Annotated in this window: 19 protein-coding genes and 1 tRNA gene; 8 read left to right on the plus strand and 12 right to left on the minus strand. The window is 69.3% G+C overall.

The genetic code is table 11. The features are described from left to right. Positions 1 to 94: 94 nt before the first annotated feature. Both AC1DSZ_RS20320 and AC1DSZ_RS20325 read left to right on the plus strand, forming a co-directional pair. A complete protein-coding gene (locus AC1DSZ_RS20320; RefSeq protein WP_476840166.1) occupies positions 95 to 1,339 on the plus strand; it encodes an HlyD family secretion protein in 1,245 nt (414 codons plus the stop codon). Between the two features lie 216 nt (positions 1,340 to 1,555). Next, the gene (locus AC1DSZ_RS20325) at positions 1,556 to 3,169 is read left to right on the plus strand and encodes a DHA2 family efflux MFS transporter permease subunit (RefSeq protein WP_476840167.1); all 1,614 of its coding nucleotides are present in this window, start codon (positions 1,556 to 1,558) and stop codon (positions 3,167 to 3,169) included. Positions 3,170 to 3,176: 7 nt separating this feature from the next. Here the strand turns inward: AC1DSZ_RS20325 and AC1DSZ_RS20330 are convergent, their stop codons facing one another. Further along, positions 3,177 to 3,587 (minus strand): DUF4112 domain-containing protein, encoded by a 411-nt coding sequence (locus tag AC1DSZ_RS20330; protein ID WP_476840168.1) that lies wholly within the window; start codon positions 3,585 to 3,587, stop codon positions 3,177 to 3,179. Between AC1DSZ_RS20330 and AC1DSZ_RS20335 the strand changes: the two genes are divergently transcribed. Both AC1DSZ_RS20335 and AC1DSZ_RS20340 read left to right on the plus strand, forming a co-directional pair. Beyond that, positions 3,586 to 3,762 (plus strand): hypothetical protein, encoded by a 177-nt coding sequence (locus tag AC1DSZ_RS20335; RefSeq protein WP_476840169.1) that lies wholly within the window; start codon positions 3,586 to 3,588, stop codon positions 3,760 to 3,762. The two genes, AC1DSZ_RS20330 and AC1DSZ_RS20335, sit on opposite strands and share 2 nt — an antisense overlap. 181 nt (positions 3,763 to 3,943) lie before the next feature. Further along, positions 3,944 to 5,053, plus strand: coding sequence for an S-(hydroxymethyl)glutathione dehydrogenase/class III alcohol dehydrogenase (locus AC1DSZ_RS20340; RefSeq protein ID WP_476840170.1), 1,110 nt, complete (start codon positions 3,944 to 3,946; stop codon positions 5,051 to 5,053). A gap of 358 nt (positions 5,054 to 5,411) precedes the next feature. Here the strand turns inward: AC1DSZ_RS20340 and AC1DSZ_RS20345 are convergent, their stop codons facing one another. The 3 genes from AC1DSZ_RS20345 to AC1DSZ_RS20355 all read right to left on the minus strand — a co-directional run bounded on the left by AC1DSZ_RS20345 (position 5,412) and on the right by AC1DSZ_RS20355 (position 8,231). Next, positions 5,412 to 7,049 carry a hypothetical protein gene (locus AC1DSZ_RS20345; protein WP_476840171.1) on the minus strand — a complete coding sequence of 546 codons (1,638 nt, stop codon included), beginning with the start codon at positions 7,047 to 7,049 and terminating at the stop codon, positions 5,412 to 5,414. 114 nt (positions 7,050 to 7,163) lie between these two features. Then, complete coding sequence (locus AC1DSZ_RS20350) at positions 7,164 to 7,691, minus strand: Spy/CpxP family protein refolding chaperone (RefSeq protein WP_476840172.1); 528 nt, start codon at positions 7,689 to 7,691, stop codon at positions 7,164 to 7,166. A 117-nt stretch (positions 7,692 to 7,808) separates the two neighbouring features. Continuing rightward, a complete protein-coding gene (locus tag AC1DSZ_RS20355) occupies positions 7,809 to 8,231 on the minus strand; it encodes a hypothetical protein (RefSeq protein WP_476840173.1) in 423 nt (140 codons plus the stop codon). Between the two features lie 395 nt (positions 8,232 to 8,626). Here AC1DSZ_RS20355 and AC1DSZ_RS20360 point away from each other — a divergent pair, with 395 nt between their 5' ends. Beyond that, on the plus strand, positions 8,627 to 9,703 hold the full coding sequence (locus tag AC1DSZ_RS20360) for a tetratricopeptide repeat protein (RefSeq protein ID WP_476840174.1): 1,077 nt from the start codon (positions 8,627 to 8,629) through the stop codon (positions 9,701 to 9,703). A gap of 333 nt (positions 9,704 to 10,036) precedes the next feature. Here AC1DSZ_RS20360 and AC1DSZ_RS20365 read toward each other — a convergent pair whose 3' ends face one another. Further along, positions 10,037 to 10,528, minus strand: a complete 492-nt coding sequence (locus tag AC1DSZ_RS20365; protein ID WP_188516463.1) for a YciE/YciF ferroxidase family protein — start codon at positions 10,526 to 10,528, stop codon at positions 10,037 to 10,039. Positions 10,529 to 10,715: 187 nt separating this feature from the next. On the opposite strand from AC1DSZ_RS20365, the gene AC1DSZ_RS20370 reads away from it, so the two are divergent. Continuing rightward, positions 10,716 to 10,898, plus strand: coding sequence for a hypothetical protein (locus AC1DSZ_RS20370; protein ID WP_476840175.1), 183 nt, complete (start codon positions 10,716 to 10,718; stop codon positions 10,896 to 10,898). A gap of 403 nt (positions 10,899 to 11,301) precedes the next feature. Beyond that, complete coding sequence (locus AC1DSZ_RS20375) at positions 11,302 to 13,029, plus strand: M10 family metallopeptidase (protein ID WP_476840176.1); 1,728 nt, start codon at positions 11,302 to 11,304, stop codon at positions 13,027 to 13,029. 71 nt (positions 13,030 to 13,100) lie between these two features. On the opposite strand, the gene AC1DSZ_RS20380 is transcribed toward AC1DSZ_RS20375, so the two are convergent. The 3 genes from AC1DSZ_RS20380 to AC1DSZ_RS20390 all read right to left on the minus strand — a co-directional run bounded on the left by AC1DSZ_RS20380 (position 13,101) and on the right by AC1DSZ_RS20390 (position 15,286). Continuing rightward, positions 13,101 to 13,177 (minus strand) — tRNA-His (locus AC1DSZ_RS20380). Positions 13,178 to 13,441: 264 nt separating this feature from the next. Continuing rightward, the gene (locus AC1DSZ_RS20385) at positions 13,442 to 14,638 is read right to left on the minus strand and encodes a phasin family protein (RefSeq protein WP_476840177.1); all 1,197 of its coding nucleotides are present in this window, start codon (positions 14,636 to 14,638) and stop codon (positions 13,442 to 13,444) included. Between the two features lie 195 nt (positions 14,639 to 14,833). After that, positions 14,834 to 15,286, minus strand: a complete 453-nt coding sequence (locus AC1DSZ_RS20390) for a phasin (protein ID WP_476840178.1) — start codon at positions 15,284 to 15,286, stop codon at positions 14,834 to 14,836. A gap of 255 nt (positions 15,287 to 15,541) precedes the next feature. On the opposite strand from AC1DSZ_RS20390, the gene AC1DSZ_RS20395 reads away from it, so the two are divergent. Beyond that, positions 15,542 to 18,838, plus strand: coding sequence for a PAS domain-containing sensor histidine kinase (locus AC1DSZ_RS20395; protein ID WP_476840179.1), 3,297 nt, complete (start codon positions 15,542 to 15,544; stop codon positions 18,836 to 18,838). A gap of 18 nt (positions 18,839 to 18,856) precedes the next feature. On the opposite strand, the gene AC1DSZ_RS20400 is transcribed toward AC1DSZ_RS20395, so the two are convergent. The 4 genes from AC1DSZ_RS20400 to AC1DSZ_RS20415 all read right to left on the minus strand — a co-directional run bounded on the left by AC1DSZ_RS20400 (position 18,857) and on the right by AC1DSZ_RS20415 (position 25,674). After that, the gene (locus AC1DSZ_RS20400) at positions 18,857 to 21,577 is read right to left on the minus strand and encodes a bifunctional acetate--CoA ligase family protein/GNAT family N-acetyltransferase (protein WP_476840180.1); all 2,721 of its coding nucleotides are present in this window, start codon (positions 21,575 to 21,577) and stop codon (positions 18,857 to 18,859) included. 300 nt (positions 21,578 to 21,877) lie between these two features. Next, positions 21,878 to 23,032 (minus strand): acyl-CoA dehydrogenase family protein, encoded by a 1,155-nt coding sequence (locus tag AC1DSZ_RS20405; RefSeq protein ID WP_476840181.1) that lies wholly within the window; start codon positions 23,030 to 23,032, stop codon positions 21,878 to 21,880. Positions 23,033 to 23,090: 58 nt separating this feature from the next. Next, positions 23,091 to 23,558 (minus strand): hypothetical protein, encoded by a 468-nt coding sequence (locus tag AC1DSZ_RS20410; RefSeq protein WP_476840182.1) that lies wholly within the window; start codon positions 23,556 to 23,558, stop codon positions 23,091 to 23,093. Between the two features lie 532 nt (positions 23,559 to 24,090). Beyond that, positions 24,091 to 25,674: a L,D-transpeptidase family protein gene (locus tag AC1DSZ_RS20415; RefSeq protein WP_476840183.1), complete on the minus strand. Its 1,584-nt coding sequence runs from the start codon at positions 25,672 to 25,674 to the stop codon at positions 24,091 to 24,093. Between the last annotated feature and the right edge of the window lie 202 nt (positions 25,675 to 25,876).

Genomic DNA, 25,876 nt, shown 5'->3' on the forward strand with positions numbered 1-25,876 from the left:
CCCATATTGCAAGGGTGAAAATGACCGAACCGTTCGGTTCGATGAAGACGGTCTTAAGGAAGCGGGTTGTAAGACGACCCGAGGAGAACTCGTGATGGCAGAAGCGACTGGCGTGCCCCCCGTCCAGACCCGCACCCCCGAAGCGCCCGTCGGCGTCGGGGAGCAGCCGCGCGTGGGCGGTTCTCTCGTGAGCCAGCCGGGCGGCCCCGCCGCTTCCCGTGGGCTCGACGGGCAGATCATTCCGCCGAAGCGCTCCAAGAAGAAGTTCATTCTCACCGCCGTGCTGCTCGCCGCCCTCGGGGGCGGGGGCTGGTTCGGCTATGGCTGGTGGACCCACGGCCGCTTCGTTGTGTCGACCGACGACGCTTATGTGCGCGCCGACGTCACCACGGTAGCCGCCAAGGTGGCCGGCTATGTGACGGCCGTTCCCTTCGCCAACAACGCCGCCGTGAAGGCCGGCGACGTGGTCGCGCGCATCGATGACGGCGACTACAGGCTCGCGGTCGCGGCCGCGCGCAACAAGGTCGAGACGCAGCAGTCCACGATCGAGCGCATCCAGCGGCAGGTCGACGCCCAGACCGCCGCCCTCGGCCAGGCCCGCGCCCAGCAGACCTCGGCCGAGGCCGAGCAGGTCCGCGCCTCGGCCGACTTCGCTCGCGCACAGACGCTGGCGGCAACCGATTTCGGCTCCAAGCAGCGGCTCGACCAGACCCGCTCCGACCGTGACCGCGCCGTCGCCAACGTCGAATCCGCCAAGGCGGCCCTCGCCAGCGCCGAAGCCAACATCGCGGTTACGCAGGCGCAGGCCCAGGAGGCCGTGCATGTGCTGGAGGAGTTGAAGACCGCGCTGGCGAAATCCGAGCGCGACCTCTCCTTCACGGTCGTCACCGCGCCGGTGGATGGCGTTATCGGCAACCGCGCCGTTGAGGTCGGCAACTACGTGCAGCCCGGCGCGCGCCTCGCCGCGCTGGTGCCGCTCGGCTCGGTTTATGTCGAGGCCAACTTCAAGGAAACGCAGCTCGCCCGCATCCAGCCCGGCCAGAAGGTTGACATCGAGGTCGATGCGCTGCCCGGCCGCAAGCTGGAGGGCCATGTGCTGAGCTTCGCGCCGGCGTCGGGCTCCATCTTCAGCCTGCTGCCGCCCGAGAACGCCACCGGCAACTTCACCAAGATCGTCCAGCGCGTTCCCGTGCGCATCGGCGTCCCGGAGGACGTCGCGCGCCAGGGCCTGCTGCGCCCCGGTCTGTCGGTGGTCGCCAATGTGTGGACCAAGCGCGACGGCGAAGGCCCCGTCTCGGCCGCCGCCGCCGAACCCACCCGCAGCGCCAAGGCCGAGTGACCGTAAGATTAGGTCAGCTGGGTTGCACTACCTGATTGCCCCTCATCCTGAGGAACATCGCCCCTTGGCGATGTGTCTCGAAGGACGAGGGGGCCAGAGGCTCTAGTTGCTGGAGCCCTCGTCCTTCGAGACGCAGACCCGAGCGGGTCTGCTCCTCAGGATGAGGGGACTGAGGTTGCAAAAGCTCGGCACTGATGCGCGAGCGGAGCACATGCGATGACTGACGCCGCCGCCACCGCGAAAGCGCTCCCGGCTCCTGCGCGCCCCGCCGCGGCCGCGAACCCGGACCGGATCGACCCGAAGCGCCTCATCGCGTTCTTCGCGATGGTGTTTGGCATGTTCATGGCCATCCTGGACATCCAGATCGTCTCGGCCTCGCTGGCCGAGATCCAGGCCGGCCTCTCGGCCTCCGCCGACGAAATCTCCTGGGTGCAGACCGCCTACCTGATCGCCGAAGTGATCATGATCCCGCTGTCGGGCTTCCTCGGCCGCGCCTTCTCGACGCGCTACCTCTTCGCCGCCTCGGCGGCCGGCTTCACGCTGGCGAGCGCGCTCTGCGCCACCGCCACCAGCCTGGAGCAGATGATCGTCTACCGGGCGATCCAGGGCTTCATCGGCGGAGGCATGATCCCGAGCGTCTTCGCGGCCGCCTTCACGATCTTCCCGCCCTCCAAGCGCAACGTCATCTCGCCGCTGATCGGCCTCGTCGCCACGCTGGCTCCCACCATCGGCCCGACGGTGGGCGGCTACCTCACCGAGCTCTTCTCCTGGCACTGGCTGTTTCTGGTGAACGTGATCCCGGGGATCATCGTGACGGTCGCCACATACTCGCTGATCGATTTCGACAAGCCCGAGATGAGCCTTCTCGACCGCTTCGACTGGTGGGGCCTCGGCTTCATGGCGGCCTTTCTGGGCAGCCTCGAATATGTGCTGGAGGAAGGCCCCACCAAGGACTGGTTCCAGGAGCCGCTGATCCTCGCCTTCACGGTGCTGATGGTGGCGGCCGGCGTCGCGTTCTTCTGGCGGGTGCTCACCGCGGACGAGCCCATCGTCGATCTCTACGCTTTCAAGGACCGCAATTTCGCCGGCGGCTCGGCCTTCTCGTTCGTGCTCGGCATCGGACTCTACGGCCTCACCTACCTGTATCCCGTCTATCTCGGCCGCGTGCGCGGCTTCTCGGCGCTGCAGATCGGCGAAACGATGTTCGTCACCGGCATCTGCATGTTCTTCACGGCCCCCATCGCCGGGCGGCTCTCCGGCAAGCTCGATCCGCGGCTGATGCTGTTCCTCGGCCTCTGCGGCTTTGCGGGCGGCACCTGGATCGCGTCCGGCATCACCAAGGACTGGGACTTCTCCGAGCTGCTCTGGCCGCAGATCCTGCGCGGCTGCTCGCTGATGTTCTGCATGGTGCCGATCAATAATCTGGCGCTCGGCACCCTGCCGCCGGCGCGGCTGAAGAACGCCTCGGGCCTCTACAATCTCACCCGCAATCTCGGCGGCGCGGTGGGGCTGGCGATCATCAACACGGTGCTGAACGACCGCATGGACCTCCATCTCGCGCGCTTGCACGAGCAGGTGACGTGGAGCAGCACCAAGGCCATGGAGACGCTCGCCGGCCTGCAGGGCGCGCTCTCCAGCCTCGGCTCGGACGCCGAGATGGCGGCGCTGAAGAAGCTCGCCCTCATCGTCCGCCGCGAGGCGCAGGTCATGGCCTTCGGCGACGCCTTCCTGCTGCTGACGGGTCTTTTCCTCGCCACCGCCATGCTCGTGATGGTGCTGCGCAAGCCTGCGCCGCCCAAGCCCGGCGCGGCGCCCGGCGGCGGGCACTGATCGGCGGTCAGCGCCGCGGCATAGCCGCGCCGCGACGCTCCGCCAGGTGGCCGCGCAGCAGGGCCATGTTCTTCAGGTTGGCTCGGTAGAACACGTCGCCCACCCAGCCCACCACCGGCAAGGCGCTGAGCACGGCGTCGATCGCCACGTGCCCGGCCATGCGGGCGAGCATCGCCTTGGGCGCGCCAAGCCGGTGGGCTTCCCAGATCAGGTAGGCGGACAGCGTCTTGGCGACGATCAGGCCAGCGCCCGGGATCAGGTTCATGACGGCGTCCGCGCCAAACGTGATGCGGGTGCCGGGAATGCGCACCGCGCTGTCCAGCAGGCGGGCCAGAGCGTCCAGCCGTCGCTGCGCATCATCCACGGAACCGCCGTGCAGGGCAGGGCGAACAAACGCAAAGGGCGAAGCGGCTTGCATGATAGACCCCCAGAAGCAGGACGCACCCGGCGTCCGACAGGTGGAAGAGTCCGACATCGCGGCCTTTGGGAAGACCACCAGAGGGGCCCGGACCCCGACGTTCGATGAAATGGTGGTCTGCTGCGGCGCGTACAAGACGTTCGATGAAATAAACGAAGCGACGCGCGATGCTTGAGCTTCACAAGAGCTTCTGGGGCTTTGCTTAAAAGACGCAGACAGCGGCCACGTTACATCGGCGTACACCGCTTGCGCCCGCAGTTGCGCGAAAAGATCAGATCCCTCCGCCCGGCCGCCATCGCGCTCTGGCCTTCGCGCAATCACGCGATATTCTCCGGTTGCACAACCGGAGATAGTTCATGAAGACCCGCGCCGCCGTCGCCTTCGCCGCCAACAAGCCGCTGGAGATCGTCGAGCTTGATCTCGACGGGCCGCGCGAGGGCGAGGTCCTGATCGAGGTCAAGGCGACCGGCATCTGCCACACCGACGCCTATACGCTGTCGGGCGCGGACCCCGAGGGGCTGTTCCCGGCCGTGCTCGGCCACGAGGGCGCGGGCGTGGTGGTGGATTGCGGGCCGGGCGTCAGCTCGCTGCGCAAGGGCGACCACGTCATCCCGCTCTACACGCCCGAATGCCGTGAGTGCGAGTACTGCCTCTCGCGCAAAACCAACCTTTGCCAGAAGATCCGCACCACCCAGGGCCGCGGCCTGATGCCGGACGGGTCCAGCCGGTTCCGGTTCGAGGGCAAGCCCGTGCTGCACTACATGGGCACGTCCACCTTCTCCAACTACATCGTCGTGCCCGAGATCGCGGTGGCGAAGATCCGGCCGGACGCGCCCTTCGACAAGGTCTGCTACATCGGCTGCGGCGTCACCACCGGCATCGGCGCGGTGATCTGGACCGCCAAGGTGGAGGCCGGCGCCCGAGCGGTGGTGTTCGGCCTCGGCGGAATCGGCCTCAACGTCATCCAGGGCCTGCGTCTCGTCGGGGCCGAACAGATCGTCGGCGTGGACGTGAACCCGTCCAAGAAGGAGCTCGCGACCAAGTTCGGCATGACCGACTTCGTCAACCCGAAGGAGGTCGGGGGCGATCTGGTCGCCCACCTTGTCGAACTCACCAAGGGTGGGGCCGATTATTCGTTCGACTGCACCGGCAACGTCAACGTGATGCGCCAGGCGCTGGAGTGCTGCCACAAGGGCTGGGGGCAGTCGATCATCATCGGCGTCGCGCCGGCGGGCGCCGAGATCGCCACGCGCCCGTTCCAGCTCGTCACCGGCCGCGTCTGGAAAGGCTCCGCCTTCGGCGGCGCCCGCGGCCGCACCGACGTGCCGCGCATCGTCGACTGGTACATGGACGGCAAGATCAACATCGACGACCTGATCACCCACACGATGCCGCTGGACCGCATCAATGAGGGCTTCGACCTCATGCACGAGGGCAAGTCGATCCGCTCGGTGGTGATTTACTGAACGTCCGGACTACCGGTAACGAGAAGGCCCCCGTAAGGGGCCTTTGGCTCTAAGGTCGTCGTCTCACCCCACCCCTGAATACCCTCATCCTGAGGAGCAGGCCCGCTTGGGCCTGCGTCTCGAAGGACGAGGGTTTCAGAGCGCACAATCGTAGGAGCAGGCTGGACTCCCTCGTCCTTCGAGACACATCGCCAAGAGGCGATGTTCCTCAGGATGAGGGTTTGAATGGGTGGGGGCGAAATGGCTTAGGCGCCCGCCATCCCTCCACCGTCATCCCCGGGCTTGACCCGGGGATCCACGCGCGGGGCTCCGGCGGGATGGCCGGGGCGAGCCCGGCCACCTCGGCGAGCGCCAGCCCTTACAGGTTCTTCGCGTTCCCCGCCGCGATCGTGTAGCGGCGGCCGTTGCCTTCCTCGTCCGCGAAGGTGGCGATGTTGCCCGAGACCTCGACCGTGTAGCAGGTCTCCTCGTCGTCCTCGGGGTACTCCTCGCAGATCTTCTCGCCCTTGATGGCCCACTTGCCGACCGTGATCTCATCGTCGACGAGCTGCTTCACGGCGCCCTTCTTGTCGTAGAACCAGACGCCGGCGTCGCCGTCGGAGTTCTTGCCCGACACCGTGTTGCCGATTACCGCGTTCAGGGCCGCCATGCCGGTGAGTTTGCCGGCGGCCGGGGCCGCCTGGGCTACCTTGGGGGCCGGAGCCGCCGCAGCCGCGCCTGCCTGCGGGGCCGGAGCGGCCGCAGCCGCGCCTTCCGACACGGCCGAGATGGCGAGGCGCGCCACCACCGCCATGGGGTCGCCCAGCGCGGCGGCTTCCACCAGCGAGAGCGGGCCCGCCTTCGGCTTCGCCGTCACGGTGAGGCTCTTGGGGTTGGAGACGAACGCCGCCACGGCTGCGCCGGTGGAGGCGGCGGACGCGGTCCCGCCCAGCAGCGCCGGGATGATCTGGCCCGCCATGCCGGCCGTCTCGGCCTGGAAAGCCGCGAGCGTCTTGTTCTGCGACGCCGCCGCAAAGGCCAGCGCCTTCTCGACGCCGCCGCCGTTGACGACCCGGACCGTCAGGCCCGAGAACGCCAGGCCCATTGCGGCCGCGGTCCGCTGCGCCTGGTCGCCGGTGAACAGCACCGGCTCGACGCCGGCGAGCTCCGCCTTCAGGCCCACGGAACCGAGCTGCGCCAGCGACAGCGTGATGTCGTCGGCCGAATAGGTCTTGGCGGCCGTGTCATAGGTTCCGCTGAAGGTCATGCCCATGTCGAGCTGCGACAGGCCGGCGCCCTTCAGGTTCGCGGCGAGTTCCGAAGCCGGGGCCGGTTGGATCACGAGGCTGCGCAGCGCAAAAGCCGTCTTGGTCGGGATGTCACCCGCATAGGAGGCGTCCAGGCTCATGGAGCCGAGCTTCACGCGGGTGAGGTTGCCGCCGGCGGCGTCCTTGGGGGTCTTGGAATCCGGCACGCTGCCTTCGAAGCCGTCGAACGCGATGCGGTCGATCTTCAGCGCGCCATCCGCGAACTTGCCGGTCTCGGCCGCCGCCATGAGGTGCGAGAGATCGAGGCCGTCGACGGTCAGGCCGTTGATGGCCAGCTTGCCGTCGCCCTGCTCGTTCTTGAACGTGCTTTCCGCGCCCGTGAAGCTGAGCCGCGCGATGCGGCCGCTATCGACGCCGCGGGCCTCCAGGCCCTTCACGACGAAGCGCTGGTCCTTGGCTTCGCTCACCACGTCGCCCAGCGTCAGGCGGGCGGCCTTGGCCTTCTCGGCGATGGCGCGCTTCTCGGCGGCGGGAGCGTCCTTGTTGAACAGCTTGGCGAGTTCGTCGCGCGTCAGGTTCGTGTCGGTCGCCTCGATCCTGGACAGCGTCAGCGTGCCGCCTTCGGGCGTGGCGATCGTCAACGGCTCGAGCGACACCGTCTGGGCGAGCGCCGGCGCGGATACGCACGTCATCAATGCCAGCGCGAGACCACGCAGGCCGCGGCTCTGCGGAACGAAAAGGGATGTCATGAAGGCCTCTTGGTTTCCGGCGCATTCAGTTCGCCGAATTCGCTCAACGCAATATCGCGGGCAGATTAAAAACAAGTTCGCTCCCGGCCGTGACGGCCGGGAGCGTTAACGGTTTTAGTTGGCCCGCTCGCCGCGGTTCCACCAGTGGCCATGGCGCCCTTCGCCACGCTCGCCCCGGCCGGGCGCCATCCAGCGCAGGCGGTCGCGTTGCTTGTCGTCCAGCTTGGCGTAGAGCGCATCCGCGGCGGGCCGCACCGTCCGGATAGCGTCCAGCCCGGCCGCCATGCCCTTTTCGGCCAGCGCCAGGCGGCCCGGGGGCGTGCGGTCGGCCCGCTCGGCGTCCGTCGGGCAGCCGGCCTTCAGCTTGGCTTCGCCGTCGGCCAGCGCCTTGCGCAGGTTCTCGAAATCGCTCTTCTGCGCGTCCGTGATCTTCACCGTGGTTTCGATCCGGTCCGCAATGCGCGGCGCCACCGGCTCCTTGGCGGCGCAAAGGCGCTCGCCCATCATCCGCCCCATGCCGGGGCCCATGCCCATCATGCCGCCGTGGGGGCCACGCTCCTGCGCGTAGGCGGCGGTCAGCGCGCCCGCAGCCGCGATCGCGGCGACGCCGCCCAGGATCCATTTTGCTCGCTTGGTCGCCATTGTTCCGTCTCCGCCAATGTCCGGGCTCGGCGAGCTCCGGCTGCTGGGGAGAATGTCAGGGCGCGTCTATCGCGCGCCTGTCTGGCGGATGAACTTTCCGCAATCTGGAACGCTGCTTCAGCAACCCAGCGGTGGGCAGATGCGCCCGGGAATCGTATTGGCGTTCGGGTTGGGCGGCATGATCGGGTTGGGAATGGCGTCTCGCCGCATGTTCTCCCGGCTGATCGCGTCCAGACGCTTTTCCTGGCTGGTCGCGCGGCTCGGCCCCCGGGGTGGCGACGACAACTCGAATGGCGCCGGATCGACAGGGGTCAGCGTTCCCGGCCGGTTGCGCGCCGGCGCTGTGCGGTAAATCTGGCGCTCGCCTCGTTTCGCGCCCTCGCGCCGGGTGTCGAGCTTGCCTTCCACGCAGGCGCGATAACCCGGCTTGCCCCAGACGCATTCGGATGCGCTGGCCGGGGCGGCAAACACCAGCGGAGCCAGCGCGACGGCGCCAAACGCCGCGGCGGCGCGAAGTGACACGGAGGGGCGGTGAGGCACGGAGGATCCTTTCGAACTCGCCGCCGACAACGCGGCCGGCGCGGCCCGGATCCGTCGCGCCCTCAGCCGAATTCGATACCAGACCCGATAAACGACGCATAGACCAGCATGGCCAGCGCCGCGAGCGCGATCAGCGCAACGCCCTTGATCATCATGCGTTCGTCACGGGACATCGGGATACTGGCTCTGAGGCATCAACGACCCAAGCCTTAGCTCAATGGGAGGCTTTCCACATCTAAACGATGCCCAATCCACGTTGCGCGGGCCGCTGCGCCAATCCTCCAAAGGATACGCATTGCGGCCGAGCTGCAGCTCTGTAGTATCGCCTGTGGACGGCCATGCAGATTCCAAGTGAATCGCTCGCCCGGCCGCAGGGTTCGAGGCAGGATCTGCTGATGGACGCACTCGCTGGCGCAACCCTCCACATCCACGGCCGTCTCGACGGCCTGACGGTCCGGCAGGCCTCGCGCCTGATCGAGCTGGCCGGAGGGAAGGTCGCCAAGCGCGTCGGCGCCTCCACCACCCACATCGTCCTGGCGCACAGCGCCGCTGCGATCGAGCCGGAGGACATCGCCGATCTCGGCCAGGTCTTCACCCTCGTCAGCGAGTTCTCGTTTCGCCGCGCGCTCGGGCTCGGCCCCGGCCCGGAGACCGACAGCCGCACCTGGAACGCCAAGGACCTCGCCCGCCACGCCCGGCTGAGCGAGGAGGAGGTGGAGCGCCTGGCGCTGTTCGACCTGCTTGATCCCGCCGAGGCGCTGTTCGGCTTCCGCGATCTCGCCTCTGCGCGCGAGGCAGCTCGCCTGCTGGGCGCGGGCGTGGAGATGTCGGCGCTGCTGAGCGCCGGCGCGGCCCTTCGGCGGCGCGGCCTGCGGCTCAGCGAGGCGCGGCTCTCGGCGGCCCCCTGGGGCGACCTCGCGCTCGGCCGCGCGCCGCATCTCGCCACCTTCGACGGCCAGCTGACGCTGGACCTCGGCGAAACGCCCGTGCGCGTGGCGGATCTCGCCGAAGCCGCCGAGGATTACGAGGAAGCCGGCGACCCCGGCCGGGCGGAGGGCCTCTACCGCATCGCGGCCCGCATCGACCGTTGGGACCCGGTGCTGCCCTTCAACCTCGCCAACGTGCTCTACGCGCAGGGCCGGGAGGCGGAGGCCATCATCGCCTACCAGACCGCGCTGGCGCGCGACCCCGGCTATGTGGACGCGCTCTACAATCTCGGCGTCCTGTCCAGCCTGCGCGACTGCAACGAGGACGCGGAGCGCTACTACCGCACGGCGCTCGGGCTGGAGCCGGCGCATTCGGAGGCGCGCTTCAACCTGGCGTTGCTGCTCACCCAGATGCGCCGCTTCCCGGACGCTCTGGCGCTGTGGGAGGAGTTCATCCGCTGCGGGCCCTCGCGCGAGGATCTCTCGCAGGCGCGCCGCTACGCGTTGATGTGCCGGATGGAGATGGCCGCAGCCCGCCAGCACTGAAGGCCGGCGACGCGCCTGGGCGGTAACGCCGTTCCAAGAAGAACCATGTATCCGGCAAGGTTTCATTCAGCTTGCCGAGAGCAGAGCGACCCTGATGCGTAGTTGAGCGTATTCCGTCCGGCCCCGGACAGGAGGATGCTCAGGTGGTCGATCGGTCGAGGGATCAGGGCTCCATCACGTAAACCTCCCGACGACAGCCCGGTCGTGTAGCCCCACCGGGCAAATAGCCTCTTGAACGTGAAACGCCGGCGGCGGTTTCTCAACCGCGCCGGCGTGATCGCGCCAGTCGCAACCCGTTCGAGGCGGGCGCGGCCGGCGATAGGCTGGAGTGGATCAGGCCGCGGCGGCCGGGTTCACGGCGTCCTCGGCGAGTTCCGACAGGAGCTCGTCGGTGTTCTCTTCCTCCACCAGCGTCGCCTTGATCAGCTCCTCGACCTCCGAGAGGCCGAGCTGCTTGGCCCATGCCAGCATCGTGCCGTAGCGGGTGATCTCGTAATGCTCCACCGCCTGCGCGGCCGCGATCAGGCCGGCGTCGAGCGCGGAGCCGCCCTCGAACTCCTCGACCACCTCGTCGCCCTCGGCGATGATCCCGAGGATGGCCTTGCATTCCACACCCTGCGGCTTCTCGCCCAGGATCTTGAACACCTGCTCCAGCCGCTCGACCTGCTTGCGGGTTTCCTCGAGGTGAACCCCGAAGGCGCCGCGCAGATCGTCGGACTTGGCCGCCTGCGCCATCTTGGGCAGGGCTTTCAGGATCTGCTGCTCGGCGAAATAGGTGTCCTTGAGCTGATGCAGAAACAGCGCGTGAAGGTCTTTGTCGGCCATGGTGGTGATCCTCGGTGCGGGTATGAGCCGAGCAAACCGCCGGGCCCGCCGATTGTTCCGCGCTCTTCAAAAGACGGCTCACGGTGCTGAGCGGCGCAGGCTTCGCCCCTGCCGGTAACGCTTCGCTCACCATGAACGGCCCGGCCCTTGCGCCCTGTGCGACGGGGAACCCGCGCTGGAGCCGAAAATGTCTGAAATCAGCACAGAATCGTCCACCGATCGGTCGGTCGCGCCTGAGGCCAAGCCCTCGCGCTCGTCCGAAAACAACACGCGCCCGCTGCTGTTCGCGCTTATCGGCGCCAGCCTGGTGCTGCTGCTGGGCTGGATGGCGTTTCTCGGCTGGGCCGTGGTCTGGCTGATCCACGCTTAAACGCCGGCCTCGAACGCGATCTATTAATCGCCACGTACGGCGCCGCGCTTAACGACAGCGATGGGAGCCCGGCGCGCGAGCCCTCGCACAAACCCTGATCGTAAACCCGCGAATGTCCGCGCGCGGCCTGCGTCGCTATAGAGATCGCAGCAAGTCTGGGGGCAGACGCCGCCGGCGAGGCACATCAGCCGCGCGGTTCCGAGCGGCCGTCGACGTCGGGGGGCGTCGGCGGCCGTTTCGTTGTGCGGTGTTGCACAGGCCGCACTGCCTTGCGTTGTCGCTTAAGATAAACGTTTCATTGACGAAGCGAGCCGATCAATAGGCCAACGCCTCCTGCTCGCGCAGATCGGGCACGGGCCGTCCGCCCGGCCCCGTCTCGAACGCCTCATCGACGGACACGACCATGCCCGCAGTCTCCACCTTCTCGCCCACCGGCGTTTCCACGATCGACGGCCTGCTGAGCGGGACGAAATGGGCCGTCTCGGCCTTCACGTTCAGCTTCCCGTCGAGCGGGTCCTTTTACGAGACCAACTACGGAGACGCCGAACCGTCCACGGGCTTCGGCGCGCTGAACCTCCTGCAGCAGGCCGCCACGCGCGATGCGCTCGGGATGTATGCGGCGGTCGCGAACCTCTCCTTCACGGAGAACCCCGAGACCCTCACCCAGCACGCGGACCTGCGCTACGCCATGTCGGACGCGCCCTCGACCGCCTGGGCCTATTATCCGTCTCCCGCGCCCGAGGGCGGCGACGCCTGGTTCAACAACACCAGCGGCGAATACGCCAACCCGGTGAAGGGAACCTACGCCTATCATGGCTTCATTCACGAGACCGGCCACGCGCTCGGCCTCAAGCACCCGCACGAAGTCGACGGCGCGTTCGGGGCCATGCCGCTGGCCCACGACTCGCTCGAATACACCGTGATGAGCTACCGCTCCTTTGTCGGCGCATCGACGACGACCGGCTACACCAACGGCGACTACGACTACCCGCAGACCCTGATGATGGACGACATCCGCGCCATCCAGCAGCTCTACGGGGCCAACTTCAACACCCAGTCGGGCGACACCGTCTACCGCTGGAGCCCGACCACCGGGGAGATGTCGATCAACGGCGTCGGCCAGGGCGCGCCCGGCGCAAACCACGTCTTCATGACGCTGTGGGACGGCAACGGCGTCGACACCTACGACTTCTCCGCCTACACGACCAACCTGAGCGTCGATCTGCGGCCGGGCGCATGGACCAAGACGTCCTCCGCCCAGCTGGCGCATCTCGATTACTACGGCGCCGACACGCATCTGGCGGCCGGCAACATCGCCAACGCGCTGCAGTTCAACGGCGACGCCCGCTCGCTCATCGAGAACGCCACCGGCGGTGCGGGCAATGACAGCATGATCGGGAACCAGGCCGCGAACGTCCTCAAGGGTGGCGCCGGCGCGGACACGCTCCAGGGCCTCGACGGCGCCGACAGCCTCTACGGGCAGGATGGCGCCGACATCCTGATCGGCGGCCAGAAGGGCGACCTGCTCGACGGCGGCGCCGGGATCGACACCGCCAGCTACGCCACCGCGACCGCCAGCGTGCTCGTCGACATAATTAATGTCGCGGCCAACACCGGCGATGCGCTCGGCGACAGGTTCGTGAGCATCGAAAACATCACCGGCTCCGCCTTTGCCGACACCCTGCGAGGCGACAACTTCGCCAACACGCTCACGGGCGGCGCGGGGAATGACGTCCTCTACGGCCGCGGCGGCGCCGACACGCTGATCGGCGGCGATGGCAACGACACCATCAACGGCGGCGGCGGCGCGGACGTCCTGGTCGGCGGCGCCGGCGCGGACATGTTCGTGTTCCAGACCCTCGCGGAGTCCAACCCGGCCAGCCGCGTCACCATCCAGGATTTCGTGTCCGGCATGGACAAGGTCTACCTGCGCTCCATCGACGCCGATGCGAAGGTCGCCGGTGATCAGGCCTTCGTGTTCATCGGCGCGAGCGCCTTCACGCACCATGATGGCGAGCTAAACTTCGCGGCCGGCATCCTGTCCGGCGACGTCAACGGCGACGGCGTCGCCGACTTCCAGGTCAAGGTCCTGGGCTCAGCCGCCCTGGCGGCGACGGATTTCTATCTCTGAAAAGGGGAGGGGCCGTTTTGCCGCCGGCCCGGATGGCGACCTTCGCCCCGGGCCGTTCCTCTTGCAAACGATGGTACAGCTGCCCCGGCTTGAACGGGGGACCTCTAGATCCACAATCTAGCGCTCTAACCAACTGAGCTACAGCTGCATGCCTCGTGTGCGGCGCGATACCTAGGCCGAATGCGCCGGGATTTCAACCCGCAATTTGCCCCTGCGGGAGCAAGCGGAAACTGATGTAGTCGCCCTAATCCGTCATGGCCGGGCTTGTCCCGGGCATCCATGCCGACGCCACGCGTGTGTCCCCGGGGCTAGCCCGGGGATGACGGTGGAGAGAGCGGAGCAATTCCGGCCAGCCTCTAACGAGCCGGCCCGCCTGGGCCTGCTCATCGGTCTTTCGGACAAAGTCGTGCTCTCAGGAGACGCGCGAGAACGTGTCGTCGATCGCCTTGCGGACCGGCTGCGTCGTGGCGCTCGCGGTGCGGTTGGCGATTTCGGCGAGGGCCTTGGCCTGCGCCGACAGCGTCTCGAACGACTGGCGGGCGTGGGTCGCCTGCAGCTCCACGGCTTCCGACAGGGATTTCACGCCCGAGAGCGCCTTGAAGAAGCCGAGCGCCGAATCGGCGTTGGTCTGCAGCGCGCCGAGCAGCGTGTCGGAGAAGTCCTTCATGCCCTTGGCTACCGCTTCGCCGCTGCTCTCCATGCCGGTCTTCAGCGCATCCGTGGAGGACTGCAGCTTCGAATAGGCGGCGCGCGCCTGGTCGATCTGCTTGGCGGCGATCTCCTTGAGCGCTTCGGGGGCGACCGGCAGAACCGGCGTCTTCAGGGCCGCAGCCTTGGGCGCCTCTGAAGCGGCGGACGTCCCGGCGGCGACCGCTGCCTTGGGGGCGCTGACCGCCTGCGCGATGGCCGCTTTGGTGACGGCCTTGGCGGCGGGCTTCAACACGGCCGCGGGGGCCACGCTGGACTCGAGCGCGGCCGGAGCAGCCTTCGCGATGATCGGGTCGGGCTTCTTGGCGACCGTCGGCTTCAGGGCCGCGCGCTTGGCGGGCGCGGTGACCGTCTTGGCGGCGGCCGCGACCTTCGCGGCCGGCTTGGCGACCGGGGCGGCAGGTTTCGCGGCGGCAGGCGCGGGCTTGGGCGCGGCGGCGAGCACCGGCTTCTTCGCCAGGGGCGCGGCCGCGACCGGCTTGGCGATCACGGGCGCGGGCTTGGCCGGCGCGGGCTTCGCGACCTCGGGGGCTTTGGCCGGGGCGGCGGCCTTGGCGGGAGCAGGGGCAACCGGCTTGGCGGCCGTGACCGGAGCGGCGGCGGGCTTCACGACGGCGGCGGGCGTCTGGGGAGCGGAGGCCTGGGGAGCGGAGGCCTTAACGGCCGGGGCCGGGGCAGGCTTGGCGGCCGGGGCCGGGGCCGGGGCAGGCGCAGCGGCCTTCACGGCCGGAGCCGGGGAAACATTCGCAACCGGAGCCGGCACCGGAGCCGGCGCGGCCTTGGCGGCCTGCGGGGCGGAGGTCGTCGTGGGGGCAGCGGTGGTCGCAGGCGCGGCGGCAGTCGGCGCGGCGGCGGGCGTGCTGGTCGGCGGTGTCTTGGTCGGGGTGGACTGGTCAGCCATGATGGAGCTCTCTTCCTTGAACGCCTCGGTCGAAAGCCAAGGCCGGAAGGGGCCGCCCACTGATGCGGACCAAAAGGTCCGGAGCCGCCCCAGGCAGCGCGAACCGGGGCGTGAGGCCGCCCCGGTCTTTGCGTGACGCGAACGCTTTACGGTCGCCCGCGCGAAAGGCGCGCGAGCGACGACACACGCTGCAGATTACTGACGCTTGAAGGTCTCGGCGGCCTTCTGAACGGTCGCCTGGGCGTCGGAAGTCGCCTTCTGCATGTTGGCCTGCGCCTCGGTGGCGGCCTTCTGCACGGTCGACTGCACGGTGGCGCCGAGTTCCTGCATCTGCGTCTGCAGAGCGGCCATCTGAGCCTTCACGAACTCGGCCTGGTGCTCCATGACTTCCTTGACGTCCTTGGAGCGGACGAGCTTCTGGGCGAGGTCGAACGCCGCGCCGACATTCTGCTCGGCGTAGCCCATCGCCTTGGAGGCGAAGTCCTTGCCGGTGACCTGCACGGTGGAAGCCTGCGACTCGGCGGCCGTCACAGCCTTGGTGGCGGCGCCCAGGAAGCCGTCGAAGGCCTTCTTGGCCTGCTCGACGCTCTTCTCGGCGAAGTCGCGCATCTCGTTCGGGATTTCGTAGTTCAGCGGGCCCTGAGCCATGGTCAACTTCCTCTACGGAGCCGCCATGACGAAACCCACCACGCCGCGGCTCCGGTCGTGTGGTGGTCTGATTGTGCAGTGCAACATAATGCTGCGACGCACAATCGTCAAGTCTCTTTCACGCGTTAACGCTAGAACCAATCGCCTTGTTCGAGGGTCTCGTTGCCGTTGGACGCAAGGGGGCCCGGCCCTCTATATTAAGGGATTGTTAGGCATATGAGCGCCGATTGAGTCCGGCGCAAGGGAGAGAGCAGCTTGTCGGACCGCGCCGATCCGAACGCGTCTGCGGCCTCGGCCGGAATCGATGGGGAACTGGCCGCTCTGGAAGCGCGTGGCCAGGCTGCTGTCGTGATCTCCGGGTCGGGCGATCGCGTGCTCTGGGCCACCGGCGCCGGGGCCGCGTTGTTTGGCGTGGCCGACCCAGCCTTGCTCGCGCGCCAGACGCTGGATCCCACGCTTGTCCCCGTCCGGCGCTTCGCCGAACTCGCCGCCGGGCAGGCCCCGGCCGGCGGCGTCCGCCTCGAGCGGTTGCGCATCACCGCGAACAGGCGGGTGGAGCTCGTCACCTTCGCGTGCCGCCCCGCGACGCTCGCCAATGGCGAGGCGGTGCTCGTCGCCATCGCGATGAACGGCCCCGCGCGCCTCACGCCCTTCCGGCCCATGCGGGCCGCTTCGCCGCCGCCGGCCTTCGCGTCTGCGCCTTCCGCCGCTCCTGAACCCGCACTCGTGGATGCCGCCGCCCTGCGCGCGCGTTTCGATGGCCGCGCGCTGGCGCGCTTCACCTGGCGGACGGACGCGGAAGGGCGTCTGGAAGACATCTCGGCCGATTTCGCCCGCGTGGTCGGCGCGCATGCGCCGGCAGCCGGGGCCGAGTTCGCGGACCTCCAATCCTTCGGCGCGAAAGACCGCGACGGCGCGCTCCCGGCCGCGCTGGCGCGCCGGCAAACCTTCACGGGCGTGGACGTGATCTGGCCCGTGGAGCGGGCCGAAGGCGGCGTGCTCGTGACGCTCTCGGGCGTGCCCAGCTTCAACCGTGCGCGGGAGTTCCAGGGCTATCGCGGCTTCGGCGTCGTGCACCTCGACGAACTCGCTCCGCTGGCGAATGACGCTGCCGCACCCGGCCCCGGCGCCGGTCAGCCAATGGCCGGCATCGCCGAAGCAGCGCCCGCAGTCGCCGCTTTGTCGCCCGCCGAAGAATCCGCCGAAAAGCCCGCCGCGGAGGCGATTCCCGCCGAGGTCTCATCGGCCGCGGAGCCGACCACCGTCGTGGCGCCCGCCCAGCCAGCCGCGCCGCTGCAGCGCGACATCCTTTCCCTGAGCGAGCCCGCCCCGGCCGCCCCTGCCGTCGCGAGCGAACCTCACGTCGAGCACGCCGCGCCTCCGGAAAAGGCGGCTCCGGACGAGCCCCATACGCCGCCTGCGGTCCAAGACGCATCCACTCCGGTCGCAGATGATACTGTCCCTGACGAGGCCGCCGCCGTCGCGGCTCCGCCGCCGGAACCGGTCGAGCCGCCGCCGGCCGCCGTCACGCCGCCCATTGCTCCCGCGGCTCCAGCCGCCCCCGTCGTTCCAGCCGCCCAGACGCCGCTGCCGCGTCCGGTGCTGCCGTTCGCGGTTCGCGGCTCCGCGCACGCCACGCTGGCCACCGGCAAGGTGGTGCCGCTGCGCAGTGGGCCTGTCGGCGCGCCCGCCGGCGTGCTGGGCGGCCCCGGCCTCAGCCGCAGCGAGCGCAACGCCTTCCGCGAGATCGCCCGTGCGCTGGGCGCCCGGGTCGAGGGCGAGGAGAGCGCCGGCGAACCGCCGCAGCCCCTGCCGCCCTTCGCTCCCGCCGACGTCGACGTGGCCGGCGCGGAAGCATCGGCGGCCGACGACACGTTTCCCATCGACGCTCCCGAGCCCGAGACCGAGCAGCTCGAACTGAACGTAGAGGCTGCGCCTACGTCTCAGCCGGCCGCCGCCGCGGACGCGCCTGCTCCCGAGACCGCTGTCGCCGAGCACGACCATCCGGCCGCGCAGGCGGCGGCGCTCGACGAGCCGGAGCACGCCGCCTCCGCCGAGCCGGTTTCCGACCTGGCCCGGCACGCGGAATCGATCTTCGACCGCCTGCCGATCGGCGTCATCGTCAGCCGCGGCGAAGTCCCGATCGTGATGAACCGCACCCTGCTCGATCTGCTCGGCTACGAGACGGTGGACGATTTCCACCGTGAGAGCGGGCTCGACGGCCTGTTCCGGGGCCGCCCCGCCGAAAGCCTGTCCGCCAACGCGGAAGGCTCCACCGTGATGCTGACGGCGCGCGACGGCGACACCATCGCGGTGGACGCGCGTCTGCAGACCATCATGTGGGACGACCTGCCGGCGACGCTGATGTCGTTTCGCCGCGCGGTCGAGACCGAGACGCTGCCCAAGCTGAAGGCCGTCGAGCTCGACCTCAAGCGTCGCCAAAATGACGTGCGCGAGCTGCGCGCCATCCTCGACACCGCCACGGACGGCGTGATCGTGATCGACGAGGCCGGGCGCATCCTGTCCGTCAACAAGGCCGGCGAGGCGCTGTTCGGCTACGACCAGAACGAGGTCGCGGGCGAAACCTTCATCACGCTCTTCGCACCCGACAGCCACGCGCTTGCGCTGGACTACCTGGAAGGGCTCAAGGCGAACGGCGTCGCCAGCGTGCTCAACGACGGCCGGGAGGTCGTCGGCCGGGTGCGGCAGGGCGGCCGCATTCCGCTGTTCATGACGCTGGGCGCCATCAGCGACGCGCCGGAGCGCAAGTTCTGCGCGGTGCTGCGCGACATCACGCCATGGAAAAAGGCCGAGACGGACCTCATGGAGGCCAAGCGCGCGGCCGAGCACGCCAGCGCGCAAAAGTCCGACTTCCTGGCCAAGATCAGCCACGAGGTCCGCACGCCGCTCTCCGCCATCATCGGCTTCGCCGAGGTGATGATCGAGGAGCGCTTCGGCCCCATCGGCAACGAGCGCTACCTCGAATATCTGCGCGACATCCACGCCTCGGGCGGCCACGTCATCAGCCTGGTCAACGACCTGCTGGATCTCTCCAAGATCGAGGCCGGCAAGTTCGACCTCAACTTCATCAGCGTCGACGCCAACGAGATCGTCAGCCGCTCTGTCGCGATGATGCAGCCCCAGGCCGGCGCCGGCCGCGTCGTGCTGCGAACCAGCCTCAGCCAGCGCCTGCCGCGCGTGGTGGCGGACGAGCGCGCGCTGCGCCAGATCGTGCTCAACATCCTGTCCAACGCCGTGAAGTTCACCGATCCGGGCGGCCAGGTCATCGTCTCCACGGCCTTCACGGACCGCGGCGAGGTGGCGCTGCGGGTGCGCGACACCGGCATCGGCATGAGCGAAAAGGAAATCGAGACCGCCCTGGAGCCCTTCCGCCAGGTCTCCGCCACCCGCCGCGGCGGCACCGGCCTCGGCCTGCCGCTCACCAAGGCGCTGGTGGAAGCCAACCGCGCCTCCCTCACCATCCGCTCAGCCAAGGACGCCGGCACGCTGGTGGAAGTGACGTTCCCGACGACGCGGGTGCTGTCGGAGTAGCGCGGTCCAGGTTCGAAACTACTCCGCCGCCTGCGCCTGGATGCGCCCCAGCTCCAGCACCACGTTCTTGATGTCCCGGTCGTCCGGGTCCGCGTGGGCGACGAAGCCCAAGGCCTCGCACATCGCCAGCATCGTGGTGTTCTCGCGCAGCACCTGCCCGTGGACGGTCTTGATGCCGTCCTCCTTGGCGTAGTCGATCATCAGCCGCATCAGCGCCCAGCCGAGGCCGCGGCCCTTGAGGTCCGAGCGCAGCAGGATGGCGTATTCGCCGGTGTCGTGGTTGGCGTCCGCATGCAGGCGCACCACGCCCAGCAACGCGCCGGTCTCGACCTCCAGCGCCGCGAACGCGATGGCGCGCGAATAGTCGAGCTGCGTCAGCCGGGCGATGAAGGCGTGGCTGAAGTCCTTCACCTTGGCGAAGAACCGCAGGCGCAGATCCTCCGGCGTCACCTTCTTGAAGAACTCGACGTAAAGCGGCTCGTCCTCGGGCCGCACCGGGCGCACGAAGACCTTCCAGTCGTCCTTCAGCGTCATCGCCCGCTCCCACTGCTTGGGATAGGGCTTGATGGCGAAGCGCGGGTTCAGCGCCGAACGCCGCAGCGTGGCCGGCACCGGCTCGATGCCGATGCGCGCGTCCAGCGCGATGCAGCCTTTTTCGTCCGCGATCAGCGGGTTGAGATCAAGCTCGCGGATCTCCGGCACGTCTGCCGAGAGCTGCGCGATCTTCACCAGCGTCAGCGCCACCGCGTCCATGTCGGCCGGCGGCACGTCGCGATAGCCCTGCAGCAGGCGGTAGACGCGCGTGCGCGCCATCAGGGTGTGCGCCAGCGTCATGTCGAGCGGCGGCAAAGCCAGCGACTTGTCGTTGATCACCTCCACGGCCGTGCCGCCGCGCCCGAACGCCACGATGGGCCCGAAAGTGGGGTCGTCCGCCAGTCCGGCGATCAGCTCGCGCCCGCGCGGGCGGTGGATGGTGGGCTGCACGGTGACGCCGTCCAGCACGGCGTCGGGCCGCAGCTCGGCCACGTGCGCCAGCATGGCCCGCGCCGCCTCCTCGATCGCCGCCGGGGTCGCGAGGTTCAACACCACGCCGCCGACGTCCGACTTGTGCGTGATCTGCTGCGACAGGATCTTGATCGCCACCGCATGCCCCTGCGCCAGGAACGTCGCCCCGATGGCGGCCGCCTCCTCAGGCGTCGCGGCGCGGCGCACCGGCGCGACCGGGATCTGGTAGGCCTCCAGCACGCCCGTCACCGCCACCGGATCGAGCCACCGCTCGCCCCGCGCCAGCCCGGCGCGCACCAGCGACCGCGCGGTCTCGACGTCGGGTGAGAACTCCTCCGGCAGGCTCGGCGGCATCTCCATGATGAGGTCCTGCGCCTTGCGGTAGGCGATCAGGTGCGTGATGCCCTGCACGGCGTCCGCCTCGCTCGCATAGGCCGGGATGCGCGCCTTCTCGAAGATCTCGCCGGCCTCCGCCGCGTCGCCCAGCCACACCGCGAACACGGGCTTGGGCTTGTAGCTCGACGCCCGGTGCGCCCGCACCACATCCGCCACCGCCTGCGCGGCAGCCTTGCTGGAGACCAGCGCGGTGGGGCAGTTCATCACCAGCACGGCGTCCGTGCCGTCGTCCTTCAGCATCAGCTCCAGCGCGGTGGCGTAGCGCTTCTCGCCGGCGTCGCCGATGATGTCGACCGGGTTGCCGCCGGACCATCCAGCCGGCATGGCGGCGTTCAGCGCCTGCAGGGTGTCCTGCGTCAGCACGGCCAGCTGGTCGCCCAGATCCGTGATCCGGTCCACCGCCAGCACGCCCAATCCGCCGCCATTGGTGAGCACGCCGATGCGGTCGCCCTTGAACGGCCCGACGCGCGACAGCGTCTCCACTGCGGCGAACAACTCGTCGAGATCGTACACCCGCAGCAGTCCGGCCCGCCGGAACGCCGCCTCGTACACGGCGTCCGATCCCGCCAGCGCCCCCGTATGGGTGCGCGCCGCCTGCGCGGCGGCCTTGTGGCGGCCGGATTTCACCACCACGACCGGCTTGGTGCGCGCCGCCGCCCGGGCGGCCGACATGAACTTCCGCGCGTCGTTGATCGATTCCACATAGAGCAGGATCGCCCGCGTCCCGCGGTCCTGCGCGAAATGGTCGAGGCAGTCGCCGAAATCGACGTCGATCTTGTCGCCCAGCGATACGATGCCCGAGAACCCGACGCCCCGGTTGCCCGCCCACTCGATCAACGCCGCCGCGATGGCGCCCGATTGCGAGATCAGCGCCAAGTCGCCCGCCAGCGCCGGCCGGGCCGCGAAGCTGGCGTCGAAATGCGCCCCCGGCGCGATCACGCCGATGCAGTTCGGCCCGACGATGCGCAGGCCGGTGCGCCGCGCCGAAGCCGCGATGCGCTCCTCGGCCGAGCCCGGCCCCCGGTCGAACCCCGCCGTGATGATGATCGCCGCGCACACGCCGAGGCGCGCGGCCTCGTCCACGATGTCCGGCACGGCCTCCTTGGGAGCCGCGATCACGACCACGTCGGGCGGCTCCGGGATGGCCGAGAGCGAAGCCACGCACGCGACCCCGTCGATGCTCGCATGGCGCGGATTCACGAGGTGCAGCGGGCCCTTGAAGCCCGCCCGCAGCAGGTTCTGCAGAACGGCCCGGCCCAGAGACCCTTCCCGCGGACTGGCGCCCACCAGCGCGACGGAGCGGGGCGCGAACAGGTTTTCAAGGCGATAGGTGCTCATGAGCCCTCGCTGCGGCCTTAAGGAAGAGGCGGCTTTGCTACCCCATCACTACGACGAAACTCCGACTGCCGCGCTGCGATATCGCAATGCAGCATGGAACGCGTAGGATCGCCTTCGGACGTCCGCCCAACGTCCTACCGCCGTCATCCCCGGCGGCGCGAAGCGCCGGGAAGGGGATCCAGGGGCAAACGCACAACCAAACCCATCATTCCCGAGCGCCGCGAAGACGGCCCCTGGATCCCCTTCCCGACCCGCTGCGCAGGTCGCCGGGGATGACGGCCCAATCGTCGATGCCCCCCTTCACAAATTCCGCAGCGTCTCCCGCGCGATGATCACGCGCTGGATCTCGGACGTCCCCTCATAGATCCGCGTGATCCGCGCGTCGCGCGCCAGCCGCTCCACCGGGTAGTCGCGGATGTAGCCGGCGCCGCCAAGGAGCTGGATCGCCGTGTCCGTGCACCGGTGCGCCGCCTCGCTGGCGAAGAGCTTGGCCATAGAGGCTTCCTTGGCGAAGGGCTCGCCGCGATCCTTCTTGGCCGCCGCGCTCAGGATCAGCAGCCGCGCCGCCTCGAGGTCCGTCTCCCGGTCGGCGATCATCCATTGCACGCCCTGGAATTCGGCGATCGGCTGGCCGAACTGCTGCCGGTCGCGCGCATGCGCCTTGGCGGCGTCCATGGCGGCGCGCGCGATGCCGAGCGACAGGGCCGCCACGCCGATGCGCCCGCCCGCCAGTTCGCCTACCGCGATCCGAAAACCGTCATTCTCGCGCCCCATCAGCGCCGAGGCGGGCACGCGGCACGCGTCGAAGATCACCGTGTTGGTGGAGGAGCCGTGCTGGCCCATCTTCTCCTCGGCCTTGCCGATCACCAGCCCGGGCGTTCCGGCCTCGACCAGGAAGCACGAGATGCCCTTGCCCTTTGGCCTGTCCGGGTCGGTCACGGCCCACACCACGAACACGCCCGCATATTCGGCCGACGAGATGTAGATCTTGGAGCCATCCAGCACGTAGCCGTCGCCGTCCCGCCGCGCCCGGGTGCGCATGCCGGCGGGGTCGGAGCCCGCGCCGCTCTCGGTCAGGCAGAAGGCCCCGGCCGGATAGGTCCCGTCCGCGAGCTTCGGCAGGTGCCGCCGCTTCTGCTCTTCCGACCCGACGGCCTGGATCACCTCGCCCACCATGTTGGTGACCGAGACCCCCACTGTCGTGGCCGCGCAGGCATGGCCCAGCGCCTCGATCGCGAGCGCGAAAGCCACCGTGCCCGCGCCCGCGCCGCCATGATCCGGGCTGACGTTCAGCGCCATGAAGCCGTTGTCGGCCAGGAGCCTCAGATTGGCGAGCAGCTCGTCCCGGCCCTCGCCGCGGTCCAGCCGGGCCGCCAGCGGTGCGAGCCGTTCGGCCGCGATCCGCTCGGCCGCGGCGCGGATCATCTCTTCCTCGTCCGTGAAGGCGAAATGCATCGGGCGTCTCCGTTTGGGAGAGGCTACCAGAGGCGCGCGCCGCCCTCCATCCCGTGGGTCACAACGCCGCCGCGCTCGGATGCCAGCGCGGCGCGTACCCCGCCGCAAGGGCCGTGAGCGAGGCGGGCGGCGTCAACACCTCCGCCGGCCCGGTCGGCCGCGCTTGCGCGCATTCATAGCCGCCCGGCCCCCACGCGAGCGCCTGTTCGCCCCGGATCGTCAGGAACCGCCCGTCGGCGCGCACCATCGCGCCGTCCGGCAACGCGTCCGCCAAAAGCACGTGGACGCGTTGCGCCCTGCCGTCGAGCCGCTCCGTATGTAGCCAGCGGTCGATCTCCGGAAAAAGCGGCGTCCCGGCCAGCCCAAGGCCGCGCACCAGCGCAGCCCGATAAGCATGCGCCTCGGCGCGCCGGCACTCCACGCAGGGCCGATGCCCCGCCGCCAGCGCGGTCGGCTCATCGCAAAAGAACAGCTCGGTGTAGCCCGGGCCGAACACCGCCCGGCGCCGCTCCTTGAACTGGAGCACGCAACAGATCCACGCCCGAGACGCCCAGCGCGGACCCGGCAGCGCGCGGGTCTCCGGATCATGGATCTGCCCCCCGCGATTGCCCATCAGCGTCCCCCGCGACGCCTCAGCGACGATCGACCCATCAGGCCAGACACGGTTCTGCAGAGGCACGACGCTGACTTCCCGACGAAGAGGCCCGGCGCCGACCCTGCCCCAAAACAACCCTCCCGTCATTGCGAGCGCAGCGAAGCAATCCAGACGCCGGGGCCGCGCGCGAGCCGGCCAGATCGAGCCGCACGCCCCCCTGGATTGCTTCGCTCCGCTCGCAACGACGGCGAGGCGCTTCGTTCGTGCACCCTCATGTGACTTTCCAGGCTGAGGAAAACCGAAGGACCAGCCCAACTCTCTCCGTCATCCCCGGCGGCGCGCAGCGCCGGGAAGGGGATCCAGAGGACTGGGTGCACCATGGGGCAAGTGGCCCCAGGATCCCCTTCCCGACCTGCTGCGCAGGTCGCCGGGGATGACGGCGTTCAGGGGTGGGAAGCCGACACTACCGCTGTGCCTGACCCCTCGACGCCTCGCGGCGCAGCACGCTCGCGGTGGTGGCCGGCTCGGCCGGCTCGGCCTTGTCGAGCCCGTAGACGTCGTCGCGGAAATTCACCGCGCCGTCGGCGGCGACGAAGCCCGTCATGTAGACCCAGGCCACCGGCACGGACTGCGGCAGGCGCACGTCCTTGCGTTCGGCCGAGGCCACCATGGCGTCGACCTGCTCGCGGCTCCAGCCCTGCGGCGCGAGCAGCCAGGTGACGAGGTCCAGCACGCCAGAGACCCGCACGCAGCCATGCGACAGGAAGCGGAAGTCCTGGCCGAAATAGCGCTTCGACGGCGTGTCGTGCATGTACACGGCGTGCTGGTTCGGCATCTGGATGCGCACGATGCCGAGCGAATTCGATGCTCCGCTGTCCTGCCGCAGCGTGTAGTTCACGGCGCTTTCGTTTGTCCAGTTCACGCGCGCCGGGTCCACGACCTGCCCTTGGCCATCCAGAATGCGGATGTTCTGCTTGCTGAGGTAGGTCGGGTCCTTGCGCATCTTCGGGATGATCTCCCGGCGGATGATGCTGACCGGCACCGTCCAGGTCGGGTGGAAGTTGATGGCTCCCACCTTCGCCTCCACGACCGGCGAGGCGTGCTCGGGATCGCCCACCACGGCGACGTAGCGGCGCACCACCTGGCCGTTCTCGATCGCTTCCACGGCGGCGGACGGGATGTTGACCACGATGTGCTTGGGGCCGAACGCGAAATTCGCGCTCTGCAGGCGCTGCGCCGAGAACAGGAGCTGCTTTTGCCGCTGCTCCGCCGGCACGTTCATGGCCTTGATGGTGGCGGGGCCGATCACGCCGGTTTCGGGCAGGCCGTGCCGCGCCTGGAAGCGCCGCATCGCGGCCGCCATCTCGCGGTCGTACTGGTCGGAGCCGTTGTCGGCCGCGAGATCGCTGGTGGCGGCGAGCCGGGTGCGAACCAGCGCGATAGCCGGGTCCTTGGCGCCGGGCTTCAGCAAGGGTCCGCCTTCCGGCAGGCTCGCCCAGCCGCCGCGCTCGGCGGCTTCGCCATAGGCGCGCGCGGCCTCCAGGATCGCCGCGACGCTGCCAGGGTGGTAGCTCGGGCTCGGATCCTGCGTGATCTTCACCTCGGCTGGCGCAACCGGCCGCTTGGGCGCCGCGGCCACTGTCGCGGGGGCCGCCGACGGGGCAGGGGACACGCTCGGCAGGGGTGAAGGCGAGCCCAGGGGCGCCGGCGCGGCGAGCGGCGCGGGAGCGGCAGGCTGGACCGGCGCAACCGCCTGCGCGACGGGCGCCGGGGGCTGAACCTGAGTCGGGGCCGGAGCGCGAACTGGAGCGGCGGCCGCCTCAGCCGCGGAGGCGGCCGGGGGCGCAAGCTGCGTCGGCGCGGTGAACCGCGTGGCCGGCGGCGCGGAGGGCCGCGCCGAAACGGCGGCGGCGGGCGCGGCGGCCTGCGAAGGCGTCGCGGCCGGCCCCACGGCCTGCGCGAACGCCCGATCCGCCCCGAGCGCGGTGGCGCAAAACAGGACGACGCGCAACGATGCCGAAACGGGGAACAAGCGGCTGCAAGACATGACACGCACTCACGACAATCGTCGCAAAGGGTGAACCGGATTGGTTAACAGGAACCAACGCAACCGTGGCGAAGGCTGGGCCATTCTGAGGCGCCCTGTCCCAACCGGCTCGCTGCCTTTGGATTGCTGCCCGACTCAACTCTCTCCGTCATCCCCGGCGCGCCGAAGGCGCGGGAAGGGGAGCCAGGGGTGAGCGCCTTCG

The organism is Alsobacter sp. P4_H11 (assembly GCF_056400925.1).

Bases quoted from the DNA above. Each gene is read 5' to 3' on its own strand.
- AC1DSZ_RS20330 (WP_476840168.1), bottom strand. From the start codon at position 3,587: ATGCAAGCCGCTTCGCCCTTTGCGTTTGTTCGCCCTGCCCTGCACGGC.
- AC1DSZ_RS20375 (WP_476840176.1), top strand. From the start codon at position 11,302: ATGCCCGCAGTCTCCACCTTCTCGCCCACCGGCGTTTCCACGATCGAC.
- AC1DSZ_RS20385 (WP_476840177.1), bottom strand. From the start codon at position 14,638: ATGGCTGACCAGTCCACCCCGACCAAGACACCGCCGACCAGCACGCCC.
- AC1DSZ_RS20365 (WP_188516463.1), bottom strand. From the start codon at position 10,528: ATGGCCGACAAAGACCTTCACGCGCTGTTTCTGCATCAGCTCAAGGAC.
- AC1DSZ_RS20335 (WP_476840169.1), top strand. From the start codon at position 3,586: ATGATAGACCCCCAGAAGCAGGACGCACCCGGCGTCCGACAGGTGGAA.
- AC1DSZ_RS20340 (WP_476840170.1), top strand. From the start codon at position 3,944: ATGAAGACCCGCGCCGCCGTCGCCTTCGCCGCCAACAAGCCGCTGGAG.
- AC1DSZ_RS20415 (WP_476840183.1), bottom strand. From the start codon at position 25,674: ATGTCTTGCAGCCGCTTGTTCCCCGTTTCGGCATCGTTGCGCGTCGTC.
- AC1DSZ_RS20390 (WP_476840178.1), bottom strand. From the start codon at position 15,286: ATGGCTCAGGGCCCGCTGAACTACGAAATCCCGAACGAGATGCGCGAC.
- AC1DSZ_RS20320 (WP_476840166.1), top strand. From the start codon at position 95: ATGGCAGAAGCGACTGGCGTGCCCCCCGTCCAGACCCGCACCCCCGAA.
- AC1DSZ_RS20405 (WP_476840181.1), bottom strand. From the start codon at position 23,032: ATGCATTTCGCCTTCACGGACGAGGAAGAGATGATCCGCGCCGCGGCC.
- AC1DSZ_RS20350 (WP_476840172.1), bottom strand. From the start codon at position 7,691: ATGGCGACCAAGCGAGCAAAATGGATCCTGGGCGGCGTCGCCGCGATC.
- AC1DSZ_RS20400 (WP_476840180.1), bottom strand. From the start codon at position 21,577: ATGAGCACCTATCGCCTTGAAAACCTGTTCGCGCCCCGCTCCGTCGCG.
- AC1DSZ_RS20325 (WP_476840167.1), top strand. From the start codon at position 1,556: ATGACTGACGCCGCCGCCACCGCGAAAGCGCTCCCGGCTCCTGCGCGC.
- AC1DSZ_RS20370 (WP_476840175.1), top strand. From the start codon at position 10,716: ATGTCTGAAATCAGCACAGAATCGTCCACCGATCGGTCGGTCGCGCCT.
- AC1DSZ_RS20345 (WP_476840171.1), bottom strand. From the start codon at position 7,049: ATGACATCCCTTTTCGTTCCGCAGAGCCGCGGCCTGCGTGGTCTCGCG.
- AC1DSZ_RS20360 (WP_476840174.1), top strand. From the start codon at position 8,627: ATGGACGCACTCGCTGGCGCAACCCTCCACATCCACGGCCGTCTCGAC.